An 18964-nucleotide genomic window follows, 5' to 3' on the forward strand; every position below is an offset into this window, starting at 1 on the left:
GAGGTACGCCTAATGTCTGCTGCCGGACGTAGTCCGTCTTCAGCCAGCGCATGGCCGGAGCGAAGGCGGAGGTACGCCTAATGTCTGCGGTCGGACGTCGTCCGCCTTCAGCCAGCGCATGGCCGGAGCGCCCAACCGGCCGGGCCGTACGCTGTCCGCCTTCACCGGCGGCCAGCGTCCGCGGACAGGCCGACCCGACCGGAACGCTAGATTGGACCCCGTGTCGGCGCCTCTGGAAGCGGTCAAACAGACCATGCGAACGCGCTGGCCGCTGTACCTGACATCGATGCTGCTGGCGAACGCTTTCGGCGCGGTCCTGGTGTGGGCCTTCATCCAGTACGGACTACCCGTCCCCGAGGGCGAGCCATCCGGTGCCAGGAGCACCGGCCTGCTGATCCCCACCGTCGTCTTCGTGGCGGGCGGCCTGCTCAGCATGGCCGCGTCCGCGCTGATGCTGCGCCCGGTGATGCGCTGGCAGATGCGCGGCGGACCGCCGAGCCGCCAGGAGCAGATGGCCGCGCTGCACGCGCCGCTGCGCCAGGCGATCACGCACCTCGCGCTGTGGCTGATCGGCGGGGCCGTGCTGGCCGCGCTGATCATCAGGGACACTCCCGCGCTGGCAGGCGCGGTCATCGTCACCGAATGCATGGCGGCGACCATCGTGTTCGGCTTCACCTACATGCTGGGTGAGCGCATCCTGCGCCCGGTGGCGGCCCAGGCGCTGACCGAGGGCACCTTCGATCACACCCTCACCCCCGGCGTCGGCACCAGGATGGCGATGACCTGGGGCATGGGCACCTTCGCCCCCACCATCGCCATCGTCCTGCTGTGCGTCACCCAGATCTCCTCGGACGTGAAGTTCTCCGCGCAATCGCTGGCCATCTCCATCCTGCTGCTGTGCGGCGTGGTGATCATGCAGGCGCTGGCGCTGTCCATGCTCACCGGTTCGAGCATCTCCGACCCGGTGCGCCAGCTCAGCCAGGCCATCGACCGGGTCCAGGCAGGCGCGCGGGACGTGCAGGTCGAGGTCTTCGACGGCAGTGAGATCGGACTGCTGCAGGTCGGCTTCAACCGGATGATGGAGGAGGCGGCCAAGCGCCGTCAGCTGCAGGAACTGTTCGGTCAGCACGTCGGGGAAGAGGTGGCGCAGCGGGCGCTGGACTACGGCACCGAACTCGGCGGCGAGACCCGGTTCGTCGCGGTGCTGTTCGTCGACATGGTCGGCTCCACCGCCGCCGCTGCCGAACGCCCGCCCACCGAGGTGGTGAGCCTGCTCAACGAGTTCTTCCGCATCGTGGTCGACGTCATCGACCGCCACCACGGCTTCGTCAACAAATTCGTCGGCGACGCGGCGCTGGCCATCTTCGGCGCGCCGCTGGACCGCCCCGACGCCCCGACCGCCGCGCTCGCCGCCGCCCGCGAACTGCGCGAGACCCTGCGGGAAGTTCCCGGCCTCGACATCGGGATCGGTGTCTCGGCAGGCCTGGCCGTCGCGGGGAACATCGGTGCGGCCAACCGTTTCGAATACACGGTGATCGGAGATCCGGTCAACGAGGCGTCCCGGCTCACCGAGCTGGCCAAAGAACGCCCCGGCCGGACGCTGGCCTCGGGCAGCGCGCTGTATTTCGCCGAGGAGAGCGAGCAGGACCAGTGGGAGACCGGCGACGAAGTGCAACTGCGCGGCAGACGCAGGAAAACGCTGTTGGCCTGGCCACGAGAACAAGACGACGCGCCCGACGATACCGATGTCGAAACGGCGCGTTCGTTAGGCTGACCGCGTGACGGCCGACGGGGAACAGGCAGGGGATCCTGCGCCGCCGCCCACGGCGGGTTCGCGTCGGGGCAGATTCCGCTGGCTGAAATGGGTGATCGGGGCCGCTCTGCTGGCGCTGCTGATCGCCGAGGGTGTGTACCTCTGGCCGCGGCTGCACGAGTCCTGGCGCAAGCTCACCGAGATCCACTGGGGTTGGCTCACGGCCGCGATCTGGCTGCAAGGGCTGTCGATGAGCGGATTCGGCCGGGTGCAGAAGCAACTGCTCAACGCGGGCGGCGTCGCGGTGAGTCAGCGCAAGTCCGTCGCCGTGGTCTACGGTGCGACGGCGATGTCGGTGACGTTGCCCGCGGGCCAGGTGTTCTCCACCGCGTTCACCTATCGGCAGACCAGACGCTGGGGCGCGAGTCCGATCGTCGCCTCCTGGCAGCTGGTGTTCTCCGGCGTGGTGGCCGCGGTGGGGCTGGCGCTGCTCGGCGTCGGCGGCACGCTGCTGTCGGGTGGGCGGATCGGCCCGCTGAAGCTGATCCTCTCGCTGGCCGCCGTCGTCGCACTGGTGTGGGCGGGCAATCACGTCTCGCGCAATCCCGGCTCGCTCGATGCGCTGCTGCGCAAGCTGCTCGCGCTGGTCAACCGGCTGCGCAGACGCCCGCCCGAGCACGGCGCCGCCAAGATCGAGGACGTGCTCGGCCAGTTGGAGTCGGTGGAACTCGGCAAGCGCGACGGCGTCTTGGTCACGCTCTGGGCGCTGATGCACCGTTTCGCCGACGTGGCCTGCCTCGGCGCGGCCTGTTACGCGGTGGGCGCCGATCCGCGCACCGCCGGGCTGCTGCTCGCCTTCGCCGTGGGCAAGGCGGTCGGGTCCATCCCGTTCGCGCCGGGCGGCATCGTCTACGTCGACGCGACGCTGATCTACGGTCTCACCGCGGCCGCGGGCCTGCCCGCCGCGCAGGCGGTGGCCGCGGCGTTCGTCTATCGGATGGTGAGCTTCATCCTGGTCGCCATCGTCGGCTGGATCGTTTTCCTGTTCCAGTTCCGCACGCCGCAGGCCGACGACGCGGAGTTCGAGAAGGAGTTCGAGCAGCGGCGGCTGTGACGGCCGTCGCGCTCCACCTCCCGTTACGCTGGCCCGCGTGAGGAAACTGGTGCCCTTCGTGGTCGATGCGCTGCTCGTCGTCGTCTTCTGCGCGATCGGCAGGCGCAGCCACGACGAAGCGGTGCTCGCCGGGCTGCTGCGCACCGTGTGGCCGTTCGCGACCGGGTTGGTCGTTGGCTGGCTCGTCGTCGTATCGCTCCGGTGGCGCGCCGCCGGCGAGGACGCGCGCTTCGACATCACCCCGCTGTGGCCGGCCGGAGTCGTGATCTGGGCGTGCACGCTGGTCGGGGGCATGCTGCTGCGCGTGGTCGGCGGTCAGGGCACCGCGGTCAGCTTCGTGCTGGTCGCGGGCGTGGTGCTCGCGGTGTTCCTGCTCGGCTGGCGCGCGCTGTACAAAGCCGTGCGGTGATCACGGCTCCGGCGTGGCCAGCGCCTGCAGCATCCTGGCCGCCATCCGCGCGGTCGCGTCCTTGCTGTCCACGTCGTTGATGTGGATGGCGAAGACCAGATCGCCCATCGATCCGATCAGCCAGCCGTCCGGACCGGCGGTCGCGGCGAACGCGGCCACATCGCGATAGCGGCGCACGCTCGCCAGCTCGGGCGCGTTGGTGGCGTCGCGCAGCATGCCGCGCAGCCGGTCGGCGGTCTGCGGCGGCAGCGGGTCGAGTTTGGCGTCGGTGGCGCTCGGGCGTCCGGCCTCGATCATCGGCGGCGGCACCGACCCGCGCGCGATCGCGGCCGCGGCGATGGCCATGCCGAACGGACTGGCCAGCACGGCGTCCGAACCGCCGCCTTGCGACACCTGTTCGGCGCTGCGGCCCGCGATGGCAAGGCGGCCGGTCACCTCGTCGAGGCCGGGCACCTTGAAGTCGATGCCGACCCCGAGCGCGGTCGCCGCCTCGGCCGCGTCCTGCACCGACACCTCCTGCGGTGCCTTGTTCTTCGCCGACGCCGCGACAGCGCGGAACAGGTCCATGTTGCCGCCGACCGGATACAGTCCGGTGAACGCCACCGAGCCGTGCTCACTGGCCTGGCTGTTCTGCGCGACCGCGACCACCGCCCCGGTGGACGGCTGGATCGCCACGATCGAGGCCTGCGTGGGCACGCTGACCACCGCGTCCTCGGCGGCGCGCTGCAACCGCTGGTCCATCGTGCCCGCGATGTCCGGTCCCGGCGGCCCCTGCTGACCGGCGAGCTGGGTGATGAACCGCCCGTCCTGCTCGAACAGCTGCACGCCCCACCCGGAATGCGCTTCCTGACTCTCCTGCTGCACCTTGCGCAGCGCGTCCAGCATCGGCGACCAGACCCGGCGGTCGGCGGAGATCAACCGTGGCTGCTTCTCCATCACCACACCGGGAATCGGCGCCATCCGCGGCTCCAGGATGGCGAAGTCCCCCTCGCGCAGGTTCACCGCGACGATCGGCTTGCCCTGCGAGGTGGCCAGCTGCTGCATCAGCGCAGGCCCGGTGATCAGCGGCGCCACCGGCTCGATGGCCTTGGCCAGCGCGTCGGTCGACGCGACCGGGTCGGGCATCTTGGTGGGGTCGAGCTTGACGACGTTGATCGTCTGCTCGGTCATCAGCGGTTCACCGGCGATGTCGTTGACCCGAGGCGCAGGCGTCGGGTAGGTGCGCACCAGCCGCACCGTCCGGTTGTGCGTCAGCTGCGGCATCACGACCGCGGGCTCCCAGGAGATCCGCCAGCCGATGGCGAGCTTGCGCACGTTGCCCTCGAGACTGTAATTCCACGTCTTGCGCTCGCCGAAGTTCCACTCGACGTCCATGCTGAAGATCGCCGACTGCGCGTCCAGACCGATGAACTGGGTCGTGCGGTAGTCGACCTTGGCGCCGTGCAACCCCTCGAACATTTGCTTCAAGGTTGCCGTGGCCGCGGTGGGGTACGACGTCAGGTCTGCCGCCTTGGTGTAGTCCTGATCGTCGAGCAGGTCCGTGAAGCGCTCCACGACCGCTTGCGCTTCATTCTGCTTCTCGTGTATCCCGCACGACCCGATCCCGAGCGCGAGCGCCGCCACCCCCATGAGTGCCATTGCGCCGCGAACACGAAAGCGGCGGGATCCCCACACGTCCATGTCGCCCACTCTTCACTCTTGTCACTTCAGTAACAAGACCACCGTACCCGAAAAAGACCAGACCGCGATGCCTCCGTAGCGCGGACGTTACCCATGCTCAGCATCCCAATTCTGCCCCGGGATCTCGCATCTCGGGGGGCCTTTCATGATCGTCGTCCAGCCGTTCGGCGGCAACCGGCGCCGCTACCGTACCGACCTTCCCGAAAAGTCGCGCGGTTACTACCGGACTCGACGTTTCCAAATCAATAAATACCCCGAAGGGTGCGAAGCGAAGCAATCGGACCCCCGTTCGCACAGAGCGGAACCCCGCCACATGGTTTGCGAAGTAATCTTGTAATCACTGAAAGCACCACACCACAGTAAGTAGGGGTGACCCGCCATGAGAAACGCGCACCGCGGCCGAGGCTTCGGACGGACAGGCGGCTGGCAGCAAGCAGACCTGCCGGATCCGTCGGACGTGCCCGATTGGTTCGCCGGAAGATTGCCCAGCGATTGGTTCACCGGTCCGCCGGTGATCGAGATCGACCGGGACGAGATCGTGGTGATCGGTGAGCTGCCGGTTCCGCAACCGGAGAAACAGCCGGAGGCCGACGATTCCGAAGTCCCGACCGAAGAAGTGCCCCGCGCGACGAAGGAGGGCGCGATCGCCCGGTTCCGCGAGTCCACCCGGCCCGCCCGGATGCAGATCGCGAACGAAGCGCAGCACCGCTACCGGCGCAATGTGGCCTGGGGCGTCTCGGTGGACGGGGAACGGATCCTGTTCACCCATCTGGCCGTGCCCGTGATGACCCGGTTGCGCCAGCCCGAACGCAAGGTGCTCGACACCTTGGTCGACGCAGGCGTCGCACGCTCCCGCGCCGATGCGCTCGCCTGGACGGTGAAACTGGCGGGCAAGCACGCGGAGACGTGGCTGGAGGAATTGCGCGAAGCCATGCGCAAGGTCGATGACCTGCGCTCGGAAGGCCCGCAAGGGCTGTAGCCGGTCGGGCCCGGTCCCGGTGGCGCGGTGCGGCGCGGTATCTTGCCGTGCATGGCTGTGACCGCGGACGCGACGCCGGGCCCGATCCTGGTTCTCAACGGCCCGAACCTCAACATGCTCGGCACCAGGCAGCCGGAGGTCTACGGGTCGGCGACGCTGGACGACGTGGTGGAGTTGTGCAAGCGGACCGCGGCGAAGTTCGACCGGGAGATCGTCGCCTTCCAGTCCAACTCCGAAGGCGCGCTCATCGATCGCATCCACCAGGCGCGCGGCGCCGAGTCCGGCATCGTGATCAATCCGGGCGGCCTCACCCACACCTCGGTGGCGCTACGCGACGCGCTGGTGATCCCGGAACTCCCGATCGTCGAGGTGCACATCAGCAATGTGCACGCACGCGAGGAGTTCCGGCACCACTCATACATCTCTCCCATCGCGACGGCCGTGGTCGCGGGAATGGGCATCCAGGGTTACGCCGCCGCCATCGAATTCCTGGCCCGCTCGGCCTGACTCACTTCAGCTGGAAGACCGGGAACCCCGGCGCGATGGCGGCGAGTTCCGCGTCGGTGGCATCCTTGGTCACGCCCTCGAAGAACTTGCCGACCTCCCAGCCCCACTTGCGCAGGTAGAGGCGCAGCAGGGGCACCTTGTCGGCATCGGCCACCTCGGTGGCGGTGAACACCTCGACCTTGCGGCCGAGCCGCAACTCGCCCCCGCCCGCCACGCGGAGGTTGCGCACCCACTGCGTGTGCCCGCGCGGCGCGACGAGGAAGCGCTCGCCGTCCTCCCGCACCATCAGGTTGACCATCGTCGTGCGCCATTCCCCGCTCTTACGCCCGCGCACCGCGAGCAGCCGCGACCCCATCACACTGATGCCCAGCTTGGGCAGCAGATTGGCGATCCGGTTGAAGACCGCGTCGAATCCGGCGGGGCCGATGTAGCGGGTGCTGAGGTCCATGACCACTCCTTGTTGTGAGCACTGCTCTCTATAGAGAGAAGTGTTCCACGGAGCCCGCCACCAAGTCAAGAGCACCGCTCTCTCAATCGGAAGATCAAGATCACCGGCACATGCGGCGGCTTCGCGAGTGGACCTCCACCGTGTGCCGTCGATCTTGCTGGAACCTAGGGGGCCGGGAAGGGTTCGCCGGTTTCGAGGAGGGTTTTGAGGTTGGCGATGATGTTGGGCCAGCCGGTGGTGATCCCTTGGAGGACTTGGCTGCCCGGTTCGAAGCCGTCGTGGATGACGGTCAGTTTCACGATCTCGCCGCGAGGCTCGATTTCGAATGTCACTTTCGAGCGGGGCTCGCGGGACCAGGCTGCGACGTCGTCGGGGTTCATGTCGAACGTCTCGGCGAAAGCCGGGTCGAAGGTGTGCCAGGTGTAGGACAGGCGGCGATACGGTTCGGCCTCGAGCACGACCTGCTCGGGGTCCTTGCTCGTCCAGTTCTGTTGGTGCCAAGTCATTTCCGAGCCGGCACGCCAATCCGTGTCGAAGCTCGCGCCCCAGTACCGGTTGGTGAAGGCCGGATCGGTCAGCGCCTGCCACAGCTTTTCCGGGGTGGTCTTGATGTAGGTCGTGTAGACGAATGCGTTGTCGCCCATGGGTTGCTCCTCCAGTGCTCTCTTCAGGTCGGCGAGGGCGTGCACGCGCTCGCGGTGGTACCGGTCGATCCAGCGTTCGGCGATGGCGTTGATGGGCTCGGCGTTGAGGTAGTGCAGCTTTTCCCGGCCACTGCGCCGGGTCGTGATGAGGTTGGCCGCCTCCAGCACCGCGAGATGCTTGCTCACCGACTGGCGGGCCATCGCCAGTTCCGCGCACAACTCGCGCAATGTCTGCCCGTTACGGGCATTCAGGCTGTCCAGCAGTCGTCGCCTGCTCGGGTCGGCCAGCGCCCGAAACACCTCGTCCATCGCTCACCTTTCCAACATGCAGCCTTGCGGCTGCCTATTTACACAATAGGCAGCCATGGGGCTGCATATCAACCTCTGAAAAGCAGACGACCCCGCGGAGCCGGTCGGGTACTCGCGTGTGCGGGTGTCCGACCGACTCCCCGGGGCCGGGCGAATGGCGTCAGGAGGGATCGCGAAGAAGGGCGTAGGTGGAGATGGGCTCGCCGGCCTTCTCGCTGGCGGCGACGGCCTTGCGCCACAGCGCCTGCGCGGTGTGCGAGAGGACGGCGTCGACACCGACTTCTTCACTCGCGTCGATGACGTGCTGCGCCCCCGCGTCCATCATCTTCAAGCTCGCCAGCGAGGCCCAGCCGCCGTTCTTGTTGGCCACGGAGTGCTCCTCCATGAAGTAAGGGAAGGCCGCGGCCGAGCGGATCGCGAACGGGACGAACGCGGCGACGTCGTGACCGGACCGATCGATCATCGCCGTGGCCTGGTCGAAGGCGAGCAACCAGGGATGGAAGATGGTCAGCAATCCCTGGTAGAAGATCTGCGCCAGGCCGTCGTCAGCGCCGAGGTACTCCTGCGGGCTCAATGGGCGCAGCAGCTCGGCGTGCGCGTCGAACACCTCGCGCGGGCCGCTGTAGAAGATGTAGGACGCGGGATGGGTGATGTTGTCCCCCGCCGACATGACGCCGCCGGAGAGGAACTGCGCGCCGTGCGAGCGGACCCACGCCGCGCCCTTGCGGGCCTGCTCCGGCGAATCGGAGGACAGATTCGCGATCACCTTGCCGTTCAGGTGGCCGGTCGCCGGACCGAGCACGTCGTACATCGCCGCGTAGTGGGTCAGGCTGAGCACCGTGACCTCGTTGGCGTCGAGCGCGTCGGCGACGGTCGCGGCGCGCTTCGCGCCGAGTTCGACCATGGCGTCGACCTTCTCGGGGCTGCGGTTCCATACCGTCACCTCGACGCCCGCGGCCAGGAAGGCCCGGACCATCGCCTGCCCCATCGGCCCGAGGCCGACGACGGAGACAGCGCGGGCGGTGGTCTGCTCGGACATGATGTGTCCCTTCGGTTTCGTCGGTTACTTGCTTCGGCGCCGGCATTCATCGTCGTTCCCGCAGGTAGAGTCGGGAAGACCGAACGTGGAGGTGCGGTTGCTTACCTCGAGGTTCGAAACGAGGTCAAAGGAGCGCGGTAGGCATGAGCAGTGACGCGGATCACGAAGTGTGCGGCATGACGGTCGCGATCGATGTCGTCGGCGGCAAGTGGAAGATGCACCTGATGTGGGTGCTCGGCATCGGCCCCCAGCGCTTCGGCCGGATTCGCAAGTTGCTCGACGGAGTCAGTGAGAAGGTGCTCGCGGAGAACCTGCGTCAGCTCGAGGCCAGCGGGGTGGTGCACCGCGAGGTCTATCCCGAGGTCCCGCCCCGGGTGGAGTACTCGCTCACGCCGCTCGGCGAGGAGCTGGCCATGGCGCTGCGCCCGCTCGAGGAGTGGGGCGATCGGCACAAGCACGAACTGACCGCGAACCCGCTGGCGTCGGCGAGCTAATTCAGCCACTCGTCGGCGATCCGCGCGCCGACGCGTTCGAGCAGCGCCGCCGCCCCGGTCATCGAGCGTTCCGGGTCGGGTTCCAGATCGGCGAGCGCGTAGCAATCCGCGAAGCCCGCGGCCTCGATCTCGTCGGCCGCGAGCAGCGTGCGGCCCGCCACGACGACCACTGGGACGTCCGCTTTGCGCGCGGCCGCGCACACGCCTATCGGCGCTTTGCCGTGCAAGCTCTGCTGATCGAGCGAACCCTCGCCGGTGACCACGAGGGCGGCGGTAGCGAGCAAGGCGGGGAAGTCGAGCAGTTCGAGCACCACCTCGATACCGCTGCGCACCCGCGCGCCCAGCACGGCGAGTGCGCCGAAACCGGTACCGCCCGCCGCCCCCGCGCCGGGGAGGCGTGCGAACTCCGGGCCGACGAGTCGCGCCCAAGTGGCGAGCGCGGATTCGAGGGCATCGACATCGGCGGGCCCGGCGCCCTTCTGCGGCGCGTACACCGCCGCCGCGCCGGTCGGTCCGAGCAACGGGTTGTCGACATCGCAGGCCAGGGTGAACGTCGTGCCCGCGACACCTGGGTGCAAGCCGGAACGGTCCAGTCGCGCGGCACGGGTGAGAACCGCGCCGCCGCGCGGCAATTCCCTCCCTCGGGCATCCAGGACGCGGACACCGAGCGCCTGCAGCATCCCCGCGCCGCCGTCGGTCGATGCGCTGCCGCCGAGACCGAGCACGATATCGGTCGCACCGCGCTCGATGGCATGCGCCAAGACGACGCCCAGCCCGAAGGTGCTCGCGCCCAACGGGTCCGGCCGCCCTGCGGGCAAGCCCGCCAGACCCACCACGGCCGCCAGCTCGACGACAGCGGTCGCCCCGTGCCGGGCATAGATCGCTCGCCGCGGCGCCCCGGTCGGTCCCGGCGCTGTCAGCTCCACCCGCGTCCAACCCGCCGCGACGAACGCTTCGACCGTGCCGTCACCGCCGTCGGCGACCGGCACCTGCCGGATCTCCGCGTCCGGTGCGCTCCGCCGCAACCCGGCAGCCAGCGCCGCCGCCACCTCCGGTGCGGCGAGCGACCCTTTGAACTTGTCCGGAGCGAGGATCACCCGTGCAGCGGATACCCATGTCATCCCCACATTCTCGGACGTGACCGCACGCATCGCACCACATGACACCGTCGTCGTGTGCGTCGCTGATCTCCGACGAGGCTGCTTCCCGCACGCGGAAGTGGTGGCCCGCGCCCGACCGGCGGATTCGGACGCCAGAGCGCGGGGCCGAGGCGCCGCTGACCGGCTACTGCGGATTCACCGACAGCGGACAGGGAACGAGCATCCGGACCTGCACGCCGGTCGCGGCGCACCTCCGTCGGCACCAGCCAACCGGATCGAGAGCGGCCCGACGACGGTCATAACGAGTCGGCGGCCGAGCGCTGGTCGCGGCCCACTTCCGCCGAACGGAACGCTCAGCGCACGGGCAATGGAGCCTCAGCGGCCCGCGTGATCTCCACCTTTCCGGTGCGCAAGTAGTCGACCACGGCTTCGTCTACCGCAGGGTTGCCGCGGCCGAACGTGCCGTGGTCGCCGCCGTCCACGACGACCAGCGCGCCGCCCAAGGCCGCGGCCATGGCGGGCCCGCCTTCGTACTTCGTCAGCGCGTCGTGGCGGCTCTGCAATACCAGCGGCGGAGTGCGCAGGCCCGTGCCCGTGATCGGCACCGGCTTCGTCACCGGTTTCCAGGTGCCGCAGGCCATTCCCGAGCGCACCAGGTCGGCCCGCGCGTCCATGGCGTTGCCTCCGGAGGCTATGGTGCCGACCGCCGCGCCGAGCATTTCCGGCCTTCCTGCCACCGCGTTCTCATTGCAGGTGATCGCGCTGAACACGAACCGCCCGGTGGGGTCGGTCGAGGTCGCGCCCTCGATGGCACGCAGGCGCTGGACGTTCGCCGGGTCGGCGGCGGCGTCGGCCAGCGCACGGGCGAAGGTCGGCCAGAAGGTGCGGGTGTAGGTGGCCACGGTGGTGGCGCCGAGCAACGGCACCTGCGCGGACACACCGCCGCTCACCAGAGTGCGCAACAAGTTCTGGAGTTTGCCGAGTTGCTCGACGCTGCCGGTGTAGCCGTCCCGCGCGATCTCGGCCAACGGCTCCGGCAGCGCGCCGGGCAGGTCGGCGATGCTCGCGGGCGGCGGGGTGAGGTTGGCGTACCAGCCGCCGCCCTGCCCGGCCGCCACCCGGACCCAGGTGCGGTAGACCTGCAACGCCGTGTCGCCGAGGTGGTATTCACCGTCGTGTTCGGCGATCCAGGCGAACAGGTCGTCGAGGCGCTGCTTGCCCGCGACCTGCTGCTGGGCGAACTCCTCCGTCCACACCCAGTCGGGATTGACGTTGGAGTCCAGGATCATTCGATCCACGTGGTCGCCGAACAGCGCCGCGTACACCGCGCCGAGGTAGGTGCCGTAGGACGCACCGAGGTAGCCGATCCGCTCCAAGCCGAGCGCGGCGCGCACGGCGTCGAGGTCGCGCGCGGTGCTCTCGGTGGTGATGGTGTCCAGGTAACCGGGCTGCGCCGCGTCACAGGCCTTCTTGATCTCGTCGCGGTTGCCGCCGCCGAGCGAGACCTGCTGACCGCCTTCGTTCTTCGTGCCGCATTGCAGCGGTGTCGCCCAGCGCAGTCCGCGTGGCTGGACGGCGATCCGGTCGTAATGCTCGGCGAGCGCGGCGGGGAAAACGTCCAACCGGCGCGCCCAATAGTCGAGCGCATCCGCGCCGGGCCCACCAGGATTGGCGAACAGCACACCTTCCCGCTGCCCCGTGGCCGCGATGCGGCTGACCGTCAGCTCGATCTTCGCGCCGTCCGGGTCGGCGTAGTTCATCGGCACGCTGACGACAGCGCACTGCACGCTCCGATCAGCGGGCACGGAACCTTCGGGACACTTGCCGAACGCGACGCCAGGCGCGGCGCCCGCGATGCCGGTGACGATCGATCCCCCGAGCAGGCCCGCGACGACGACGGCCGCGACCCGCGAAACCCGCTGTGTCTTCATCCTGTTCGGTACCTCCCCGAGCCTGCCCGCTCGCGCGCGACGACGGGCCCGACCAAGAGCATTCTGCGCAGGCTCGACCGGACAGACAAGTCGGTGGCGGTATTCCGCCCCGCTGGGAGCGTGATTTACCGGGACACCGGCGCACAGAGTAGCGTCGAGCCATGTCGACCGAGGTCAACAACAACACCGCACTGGACCGTTTCGAGATCTACGTCGACGGTGCGATCGCCGGCTACGCGGAATACCAGGACACGGCCTCCGAGCGCGCGTTCGTGCACACCGAGATCTATCCGCGTTACGAGGGGCAGGGCTACGCGCGGCTGTTGATCGAGACCGCCCTCGACAGCACCCGCGACGACAAGCTCGGCGCGCTGCCCATGTGCCGGGCGGTCCACCACTTCATCGAGACCCGCCCCGAATACCTCGTGATGGTGCCGCACTGGGCGCGCGACCGGCTGAACCTGCCTCAGTAGGCCCCGACGGCGCCGTCGAGCGCCTGCTGGAGATCGGTGCGCACCAGCCGGGCGATGTCGCCGGGCCGGGGCGGCAGATCGAGCACCGGAACATTGAAGTAGAAGCTGGCCCCCTTGGCCTCCTCCTTCGTCGGCTGCACCGCGCGCGGACCGTAGCTCAGTCCCATGGACACCAGCACGGGCTGGGCGCCGAGCTTCATCGCCCGGAACGCGATGTGCCCGATACCGCTGCCCACCGCCTGCACGCGGGAGGGGTCCACGTCGTTGCAGGTGCCCTCGGGGAACACCGCGATGCCGTCGCCGCGCGCCATCCGCTCCGCGCAGATGTCCATCATGCGCTGGCCGGCGGCGTTCACCGCGCGGATACCGTGGTCCTTGCCGCGGAACACCGGGATGCCGCCCATCATGTCGATCTTGCGCCGCTGATCGGGATCGGCGAACAACTCGTCCTTGGCCAGCACGCGCACCCGGCCGATCACCCGGCGTAGCCCGCTGCGCCACGCCGCGGCGGCCACCGTGTAGGGGTCGCTCTCGGAAAGGTGGTTGATCGCGATAAGCAGCGGCCTGTTCTGCCTGATCACCGCGCGAAGCGCTTCGCGCGCGCCGTCGGCGTAGGTGACGCGCGGATGGTAGCGGCGGCCGAGAATGGCGTAAGCCCCCCAGGCCTTCAGACGGTTCTGACGGTGCTCGCGATAGAAGTCGTACACCGCGTCGTTGTTCTCGAGGCGCACCTCGGGCAGTTCCATGACCTGGACTCTACGAGGTGGCGGCGGTGGCGCAACGTGGCGTCCTGCGTCCGGTCGGCGGCCGGTTCGGCAAATCCGGAACGCAGAAGTAGGCCGCAGAAGGCGCATTGTGGGCGAACAGCTGCGATGATGTCGGAGTGGCACGCGCAGAAGACCCGGACGATCGCAAGACTCGCGGCGGGCACGGCGACCGCAGGCGGCGTGATTTCCGGCACGGCGAGCAGGTGGTTCGTGCCGGGACGCTGCTGGTGTCGGCCACCGAACTGGTCGAGCCGACCTTCCGGCGCACCGTCGTCTACATCATCGAGCACAACGAGGCGGGCAGTCTCGGCGTCGTACTGAACCGCCCCAGCGACACGGCCGTGCACGAGGTGCTGCCGCGCTGGACCGACGCGGTGGCGGCGCCACGCACGCTGTTCATCGGCGGCCCGGTGAAACGGGACGCCGCCCTGTGCCTGGGCACGGTCCGGGTGGGCGCGCGCATCGACGGCGTCCCCGGGCTGCGCCGCATCGACGGACGCGTCGTCCTGGTCGACTTGGACGCCGATCCCGAGCGGGTCGGCCCGCTGGTCGAGGGGATCCGGATCTTCGCGGGATACGCGGGCTGGACCTTCGGTCAACTGGAGGGCGAGCTGGAGAACGACGACTGGATCGTGGTGTCGGCCCTGCCGTCCGACCCGATCAGCACGGGCCGCCCCGACCTGTGGGCGCACGTGCTGCGCCGCCAGCCGCTACCGCTGTCCCTGCTCGCGACACACCCGATTGAACTCGAACGCAACTGAGGACGTGTACTCCTCGAATGGATCGAAGGAGACACGGCATGAGACACGACAACTGAACCGGCGACAGCATGGGTGACTCATCGGGTGCGCCCACCGACCGGCCCCGCAACTCGAGCGGAGAGGTATCCAGTTGTGCGCAAGACAAGTGGCGAAACGGGCCAGCCCGACGATCAGTCCGAATTGATGCGGGCTCTCTATCGCGAACACGCCACCCCGTTGTGGCGGTACACGCTCGGCCTGGTTCGGGATCCGGGACGGGCCGAGGACATCGTGCAGGAGACACTGCTGCGGGCCTGGCAACGCCCGAACGTTCTGGATCAGTCCACCACGTCGGCGCGAGCGTGGTTGTTCACCGTGGCGCGCAATCTCGCCGTGGATGAGCACCGCAGCGCCCGCAGCAGGCGCGAACTCCGCACCGACAACCCGCCCGAACGGGCGACCCCGGACCAGTCCGACCGCGCGCTGGACGGCTGGCTGGTCGCCGACGCGCTCGGCAGGCTCAGCGCCGATCATCGCGAGGTGATCGTGCGGGCCTACTACCGGGGACTGTCGACCCACCAGATCGCCGAGGAACTCGACGTCCCGCCGGGCACGGTGAAGTCCCGGATGCACTATGGCATGCGCGCATTGCGCCTGGCACTACAGGAGATGGGGGTGACAAACCAGTGACGGACATCACCGACGATTTCAGCACGTGGGACGCCCCGTACGTGCTCGGCTCCCTGACCCGAGACGAGCGCCTGCAGTACGAGAGCCACCTCTCGAGCTGTCCCGACTGCCGGGCGGCCGTGGCCGAACTGGCGGGGTTGCCGGGCATGCTCGCCCTCGTGGATGCCGACATCGCCACCGCGATGATCGAGCCGCCCGCCCGAGCGGCGGGAGAACCACCGCCCCCGCCCATGCCCGAGCTTCCGCCGCCACCGATGCCCCGGCTTCCGCCGCCCACGCGGCTGGCCGACGCGGCCGAGCGACGCCGCCGGCGCAGCGGGTGGGCATCGGCGGGCATCGCGCTGGCGTCGGCCGCGGCCGCGGTGGCGATCGCGGTTCCGATCGCTGTCACGGTGGCCGGAAACAACAACGCGCCGGGGCCGGGCACCAGCGAGCAGGCTTTCGCCGAACGCCAGATGACGCCGGTCGAGCCGACGCCGGTCTCCGCGAACTTCAAGCTGATCCCGGCGGGTGACCAGACGCGACTGGTGATGACCTGTAGCTATCCCCCGGGCGAGCAACTGCCCTACAACCCGAATCTCGTGCTGTACGTCACCCGCGTCAACGGACAGCAGGAACAGCTCGGCCAGTGGCCCGCGGGCCCCGGCACCGAGCTGACCATCGACCAGACCATCGACGGCAAGCCCGACCAGGTCCGCTCAGTGGAGATCCGCGCGGCGAATACCGGAAAGGTAGTGCTCACCGGCACGGTCTGAGCTACGAACGATCCCCCGCGAAGCACACTGCCCGCGGGGGATCTTTCGCGCCTGCGGCCGGTTCAGCGCGTCTGCCGCCGGAAGATCGAGGACGACCACAGGTACCCGACCGCGGCGAGCCCGACACACCAAGCGAGCGAGACGATCCCGTTGTCGCCGATCTCGGTGCCCATCAACAGACCGCGGATGGTCTCGGTGAACGGCGTGAAGGGCTGGTACTCGGCGAACTGACGCAACCCGGCGGGCATGGTGTCGGTCGCGACCAAGCCGCTGCCGAGGAACGGCAGCATCACCAGCGGGAAGGGCGAGTTGCTCGCGCTTTCGGGGTTCGGCGCGAGCAGGCCGAGCGCCACCGAAAGCCAGGTGAGGGCGAACATCACCGCCGCGAGCAGCGCGAACACCGCGAGCCACTCGACCGGGTTCGCGTTCGGGCGGAAGCCGATGAGCAGTGCGACGCCCGTCATCGCGGCGATGCCGATCAGCGCCTGGATCAGCGCGCCGACCACGTGACCGGTCAGCATGGCCGACTGCGCGATGTCCATGGTGCGGAACCGGTTCACGATGCCCTTCGTCGTGTCGGTGGCGACCGACACCGCGACCGAGACCGTCATGTACGCCGGAATCATCAGCAGCATGCCCGGCGCGAGATAGTCGATGTAGTTTCCGCCGGAGGACTTCTCCAGCGCGCCGCCGAAGACGAAGTTGAACACCAGCAGCAGCACCGTCGGCATCACGATGACGCCGAAGGTCATGCTCGGATAACGCTTGGCGCGCACGAGATTGCGCCGCAGCATGGTCGCCGAATCGGCGAGGGCGTAGGACATGCTCATCGCACGGGTTCCTTTTCGGTCGGGGCGTGGCCGGTGAGGGTGAGGAAGACGTCGTCGAGGTTGGGGGTGTGCACGGCGAGTCCCTCGACCTCGATCCGCTCGCAGTCGAGCCGGTCCAGCACGGCGCGCAGCGATTTCACGCCGCCGTCGCTGGGCACCGCGAGGGTGAGGTTCTCCTCGTCGTCCTGCGGCGGGGCCACAGCGCCGAGCGCATCGGCCGCGGCGGTCAGGGCGGCTCGATCGGCGAATTCCAGCCGGATGTGGCCGCCGGGCACCAGCCGCTTCAACTCCGCCGCGGTGCCCTCGGCGACGAGCTTGCCGCGGTCGAGCACCGCGATGCGGTCGGCGAGTTGGTCGGCCTCCTCCAGGTACTGGGTGGTGAGGAAGACCGTGACGCGGTAATCGTCGACCAACCCGCGGATGATGTCCCAGATCCCCCGCCTGCTGCGCGGGTCGAGCCCGGTGGTCGGCTCGTCGAGGAAGATGATGCGCGGATCGCCGACCAGCGTCATGGCCAGATCGAGGCGCCTGGTCATGCCGCCGGAGTAGGTCGACACCGTCTTGTCCGCCGCGTCGACCAAGTCGAAGCGCTCCAGCAGATCCGCCGCCAGCCTGCGGTTGTCCCGCCGCGGCAGGTGGTGCAGATCGCCCATCAGCAGCAGGTTCTCCCGGCCGGTGAGCAGTTCGTCGACCGCCGAGAACTGCCCGGTCACGCCGATTCGCGCGCGCACCTGCTTGCGCTCGGCGGCGAGATCGTGGCCGCCGACCCGGATTTCACCCGCGTCCGGGCGGATCAGGGTGGTCAGAATCTGCACGGTGGTGGTCTTGCCCGCGCCGTTCGGCCCGAGCAGCGAGAAGACCGTGCCCTCCGGGACGGTGAGGTCTATCCCGTCGAGCACTACCTGCTCGCCGAACGATTTCCGTAGGCCGCGCACCGAGACGGCGGGCGCGCGATGGCCGTTCACCATGGTCTTTCCTTTCTGAAATAGATTTCACTATGCGCATGTGAGCATGTTTTACCCACACCGCTCCCCTACTGGGGCGCGGTGCCGGTCTATCCGGTGGTGCCGCGGGTGCGGCGGTTAGATGTCCAGATCCTCGATCTTCGGCCCTTCGGCCACGTCGACCACCCGCCGGTAGAGCTTGTCGGGCAGTCGGCCCTTCAACTCATCGAGCGAATCCACCACGACGAAGACGAAGTCACCCCAGTCCTGCTGTCCGACGCCGAGCAGGCGACGCCAGCTTTTCGGGTCCCGCCAGTCCTTGAGCCAATTCGTCCCCGCCTCGGCGGGATATTCGTCCCAATTCGAATACTGGGCGTGCATCACGAATTTGCCCTTACGGCTGCGGTACACCTGAACGTGCTCGATCCGCGTATCGTTCACCTCGTGCCACTCCCCGAGCAGAGTGCCGGAGAAGCGGACCTGTCGCACACCATCGCGACCGACCTTGAGCACGATTTCGTCATAGCCCTCCAGCCGGCCCTCTTCGAGCTCGATGAATCGGCGCAACGCCGTGACCACCGCACCCGAGAGGTTGCCGCCGACCAGCTCCTGCGCGCGCTGGAACAGCGGGAGGTCGTCATCGGCAACGTAGATCGTCTTGTTGGGCATGATCCGACTATACGTAGATGTATACGTACACGCAAGGTTGGCCGCCGCCTTTTCTGATCCGCCATTGAACCGTTCGGCGACCGGCCCCGTATCACTCGTGTACGCAGTCGAATTTCGTCAGCGGAAGGGAGCGCGGATGCGGACTCGGGTCGTGGACCATCTGGTGCAAGCGATTTCGGCGCTCGGTGTGCGCCACGTCTTCGGGGTGGACGGCGCCAATATCGAGGACCTCTACGACGCGATCTTCGACGCGCCGGACCAGGTCACCGGGGTGGTCGCGAAACACGAGTTCTCGGCGGCCACCATGGCCGACGGATACGCCCGGGCCACAGGCGGATTCGGCGTCGTCGCGGCGACCTCCGGCGGCGGCGCGATGAATCTCGTTGCCGGGCTGGCCGAGTCGTTCGCGTCGCGGGTACCGGTACTCGCGCTGGTCGGGCAGCCACCGACCACACTGGAGGGCAACGGCGCCTTCCAGGACACCAGCGGGCGCGCGGGCGCCATCGATGCCGTCCGCCTCTTCGGCGCGGTCAGCACCTATTGCGCGCGGGTGGACACCGCCGCCGACCTGGCGGATCGACTGGACAGAGCGGTGCAGGCCGCCCGCCGGGGCGGCCCGGCGGTGCTGCTGCTGCCCAAAGACGTGCAGCAGGCCGACGCGGGCCCGATCGCACCGCTCTGTCCGGCCC

At 68.7% G+C, this 18964-nt stretch carries 21 protein-coding genes; 11 read left to right on the forward strand and 10 right to left on the reverse strand.

What is annotated here, in order from left to right:
- Window positions 1-253 precede the first annotated feature (253 nt).
- The 3 genes from ON21_RS28770 to ON21_RS28780 are packed head-to-tail and all read left to right on the forward strand — an operon-like array spanning window position 254 to window position 3276.
- Window positions 254-1774 carry an adenylate/guanylate cyclase domain-containing protein gene (locus tag ON21_RS28770; protein WP_174372219.1) on the forward strand — a complete coding sequence of 507 codons (1521 nt, stop codon included), beginning with the start codon at window positions 254-256 and terminating at the stop codon, window positions 1772-1774.
- A 4-nt stretch (window positions 1775-1778) separates the two neighbouring features.
- The gene (locus tag ON21_RS28775) at window positions 1779-2867 is read left to right on the forward strand and encodes a lysylphosphatidylglycerol synthase transmembrane domain-containing protein (RefSeq protein ID WP_039802992.1); all 1089 of its coding nucleotides are present in this window, start codon (window positions 1779-1781) and stop codon (window positions 2865-2867) included.
- Between the two features lie 37 nt (window positions 2868-2904).
- Window positions 2905-3276 (forward strand): DUF3054 domain-containing protein, encoded by a 372-nt coding sequence (locus ON21_RS28780; RefSeq protein WP_039802993.1) that lies wholly within the window; start codon window positions 2905-2907, stop codon window positions 3274-3276.
- Here ON21_RS28780 and ON21_RS28785 read toward each other — a convergent pair whose 3' ends face one another.
- On the reverse strand, window positions 3277-4905 hold the full coding sequence (locus ON21_RS28785; RefSeq protein WP_245562778.1) for an NTF2-like N-terminal transpeptidase domain-containing protein: 1629 nt from the start codon (window positions 4903-4905) through the stop codon (window positions 3277-3279). It abuts the gene before it with no gap.
- A gap of 430 nt (window positions 4906-5335) precedes the next feature.
- On the opposite strand from ON21_RS28785, the gene abmR reads away from it, so the two are divergent.
- A complete protein-coding gene (abmR, locus tag ON21_RS28790; protein WP_039802996.1) occupies window positions 5336-5935 on the forward strand; it encodes an ATP-binding transcription factor AbmR in 600 nt (199 codons plus the stop codon).
- Between the two features lie 51 nt (window positions 5936-5986).
- Window positions 5987-6442 carry a type II 3-dehydroquinate dehydratase gene (gene aroQ / locus ON21_RS28795; RefSeq protein ID WP_039802998.1) on the forward strand — a complete coding sequence of 152 codons (456 nt, stop codon included), beginning with the start codon at window positions 5987-5989 and terminating at the stop codon, window positions 6440-6442.
- 1 nt (window position 6443) lies between these two features.
- On the opposite strand, the gene ON21_RS28800 is transcribed toward aroQ, so the two are convergent.
- The 3 genes from ON21_RS28800 to ON21_RS28810 all read right to left on the reverse strand — a co-directional run bounded on the left by ON21_RS28800 (window position 6444) and on the right by ON21_RS28810 (window position 8882).
- On the reverse strand, window positions 6444-6890 hold the full coding sequence (locus ON21_RS28800) for a nitroreductase family deazaflavin-dependent oxidoreductase (protein WP_039803001.1): 447 nt from the start codon (window positions 6888-6890) through the stop codon (window positions 6444-6446).
- A gap of 164 nt (window positions 6891-7054) precedes the next feature.
- Entirely contained in the window at window positions 7055-7843 is a 789-nt protein-coding gene (locus ON21_RS28805) for an ArsR/SmtB family transcription factor (RefSeq protein ID WP_039803002.1), read from the reverse strand.
- A 160-nt stretch (window positions 7844-8003) separates the two neighbouring features.
- Complete coding sequence (locus ON21_RS28810) at window positions 8004-8882, reverse strand: NAD(P)-dependent oxidoreductase (RefSeq protein ID WP_039803003.1); 879 nt, start codon at window positions 8880-8882, stop codon at window positions 8004-8006.
- A 143-nt stretch (window positions 8883-9025) separates the two neighbouring features.
- Between ON21_RS28810 and ON21_RS28815 the strand changes: the two genes are divergently transcribed.
- Window positions 9026-9376, forward strand: coding sequence for a winged helix-turn-helix transcriptional regulator (locus ON21_RS28815; protein WP_039803004.1), 351 nt, complete (start codon window positions 9026-9028; stop codon window positions 9374-9376).
- Here ON21_RS28815 and ON21_RS28820 read toward each other — a convergent pair.
- Together ON21_RS28820 and ON21_RS28825 are read right to left on the reverse strand one after the other, a co-directional pair.
- A complete protein-coding gene (locus tag ON21_RS28820; RefSeq protein ID WP_039803037.1) occupies window positions 9373-10497 on the reverse strand; it encodes a glycerate kinase in 1125 nt (374 codons plus the stop codon). The two genes, ON21_RS28815 and ON21_RS28820, sit on opposite strands and share 4 nt — an antisense overlap.
- 332 nt (window positions 10498-10829) lie before the next feature.
- Window positions 10830-12407, reverse strand: coding sequence for an alpha/beta fold hydrolase (locus ON21_RS28825; protein WP_039803006.1), 1578 nt, complete (start codon window positions 12405-12407; stop codon window positions 10830-10832).
- 161 nt (window positions 12408-12568) lie between these two features.
- Between ON21_RS28825 and ON21_RS28830 the strand changes: the two genes are divergently transcribed.
- Entirely contained in the window at window positions 12569-12880 is a 312-nt protein-coding gene (locus ON21_RS28830; protein WP_039803009.1) for a GNAT family N-acetyltransferase, read from the forward strand.
- On the opposite strand, the gene ON21_RS28835 is transcribed toward ON21_RS28830, so the two are convergent.
- Window positions 12874-13626 carry a lysophospholipid acyltransferase family protein gene (locus ON21_RS28835; protein WP_039803014.1) on the reverse strand — a complete coding sequence of 251 codons (753 nt, stop codon included), beginning with the start codon at window positions 13624-13626 and terminating at the stop codon, window positions 12874-12876. The two genes, ON21_RS28830 and ON21_RS28835, sit on opposite strands and share 7 nt — an antisense overlap.
- Before the next feature lie 137 nt (window positions 13627-13763).
- On the opposite strand from ON21_RS28835, the gene ON21_RS28840 reads away from it, so the two are divergent.
- The 3 genes from ON21_RS28840 (at window position 13764) to ON21_RS28850 (ending at window position 15832) form a co-directional block, all read left to right on the forward strand.
- Window positions 13764-14408, forward strand: a complete 645-nt coding sequence (locus ON21_RS28840; protein ID WP_039803016.1) for a YqgE/AlgH family protein — start codon at window positions 13764-13766, stop codon at window positions 14406-14408.
- A gap of 132 nt (window positions 14409-14540) precedes the next feature.
- Entirely contained in the window at window positions 14541-15077 is a 537-nt protein-coding gene (locus tag ON21_RS28845) for a sigma-70 family RNA polymerase sigma factor (protein ID WP_281032706.1), read from the forward strand.
- Complete coding sequence (locus ON21_RS28850; RefSeq protein ID WP_039803017.1) at window positions 15074-15832, forward strand: anti-sigma factor family protein; 759 nt, start codon at window positions 15074-15076, stop codon at window positions 15830-15832. The genes ON21_RS28845 and ON21_RS28850 overlap by 4 nt, the downstream gene beginning before the upstream one ends.
- Before the next feature lie 62 nt (window positions 15833-15894).
- Here ON21_RS28850 and ON21_RS28855 read toward each other — a convergent pair whose 3' ends face one another.
- The 3 genes from ON21_RS28855 to ON21_RS28865 form a co-directional block, all read right to left on the reverse strand.
- The gene (locus ON21_RS28855; protein WP_039803019.1) at window positions 15895-16662 is read right to left on the reverse strand and encodes an ABC transporter permease; all 768 of its coding nucleotides are present in this window, start codon (window positions 16660-16662) and stop codon (window positions 15895-15897) included.
- Window positions 16659-17630, reverse strand: coding sequence for a daunorubicin resistance protein DrrA family ABC transporter ATP-binding protein (locus tag ON21_RS28860; protein WP_039803020.1), 972 nt, complete (start codon window positions 17628-17630; stop codon window positions 16659-16661). The genes ON21_RS28855 and ON21_RS28860 overlap by 4 nt, the downstream gene beginning before the upstream one ends.
- Before the next feature lie 114 nt (window positions 17631-17744).
- On the reverse strand, window positions 17745-18275 hold the full coding sequence (locus ON21_RS28865; RefSeq protein ID WP_039803022.1) for an EXLDI protein: 531 nt from the start codon (window positions 18273-18275) through the stop codon (window positions 17745-17747).
- A 136-nt stretch (window positions 18276-18411) separates the two neighbouring features.
- Here ON21_RS28865 and ON21_RS28870 point away from each other — a divergent pair.
- Window positions 18412-18964: thiamine pyrophosphate-binding protein (locus ON21_RS28870; protein ID WP_169332740.1), on the forward strand; the 553-nt coding region annotated here is incomplete at its 3' end.

It is taken from the genome of Nocardia araoensis NBRC 100135 (assembly GCF_000308435.1).
Taxonomy (GTDB): Bacteria; Actinomycetota; Actinomycetes; order Mycobacteriales; family Mycobacteriaceae; genus Nocardia; species Nocardia araoensis.

Excerpts from the sequence above, each read along its gene's own strand:
- ON21_RS28820 (WP_039803037.1), bottom strand. The coding sequence starts at position 10,497 with ATGACATGGGTATCCGCTGCACGGGTGATCCTCGCTCCGGACAAGTTC.
- ON21_RS28810 (WP_039803003.1), bottom strand. The coding sequence starts at position 8,882 with ATGTCCGAGCAGACCACCGCCCGCGCTGTCTCCGTCGTCGGCCTCGGG.
- ON21_RS28825 (WP_039803006.1), bottom strand. The coding sequence starts at position 12,407 with ATGAAGACACAGCGGGTTTCGCGGGTCGCGGCCGTCGTCGTCGCGGGC.
- ON21_RS28855 (WP_039803019.1), bottom strand. The coding sequence starts at position 16,662 with ATGAGCATGTCCTACGCCCTCGCCGATTCGGCGACCATGCTGCGGCGC.
- ON21_RS28785 (WP_245562778.1), bottom strand. The coding sequence starts at position 4,905 with ATGGGGGTGGCGGCGCTCGCGCTCGGGATCGGGTCGTGCGGGATACAC.
- ON21_RS28835 (WP_039803014.1), bottom strand. The coding sequence starts at position 13,626 with ATGGAACTGCCCGAGGTGCGCCTCGAGAACAACGACGCGGTGTACGAC.
- ON21_RS28800 (WP_039803001.1), bottom strand. The coding sequence starts at position 6,890 with ATGGACCTCAGCACCCGCTACATCGGCCCCGCCGGATTCGACGCGGTC.
- abmR (WP_039802996.1), top strand. The coding sequence starts at position 5,336 with ATGAGAAACGCGCACCGCGGCCGAGGCTTCGGACGGACAGGCGGCTGG.
- ON21_RS28770 (WP_174372219.1), top strand. The coding sequence starts at position 254 with ATGCGAACGCGCTGGCCGCTGTACCTGACATCGATGCTGCTGGCGAAC.
- ON21_RS28815 (WP_039803004.1), top strand. The coding sequence starts at position 9,026 with ATGAGCAGTGACGCGGATCACGAAGTGTGCGGCATGACGGTCGCGATC.
- aroQ (WP_039802998.1), top strand. The coding sequence starts at position 5,987 with ATGGCTGTGACCGCGGACGCGACGCCGGGCCCGATCCTGGTTCTCAAC.
- ON21_RS28860 (WP_039803020.1), bottom strand. The coding sequence starts at position 17,630 with ATGGTGAACGGCCATCGCGCGCCCGCCGTCTCGGTGCGCGGCCTACGG.
- ON21_RS28830 (WP_039803009.1), top strand. The coding sequence starts at position 12,569 with ATGTCGACCGAGGTCAACAACAACACCGCACTGGACCGTTTCGAGATC.
- ON21_RS28805 (WP_039803002.1), bottom strand. The coding sequence starts at position 7,843 with ATGGACGAGGTGTTTCGGGCGCTGGCCGACCCGAGCAGGCGACGACTG.
- ON21_RS28865 (WP_039803022.1), bottom strand. The coding sequence starts at position 18,275 with ATGCCCAACAAGACGATCTACGTTGCCGATGACGACCTCCCGCTGTTC.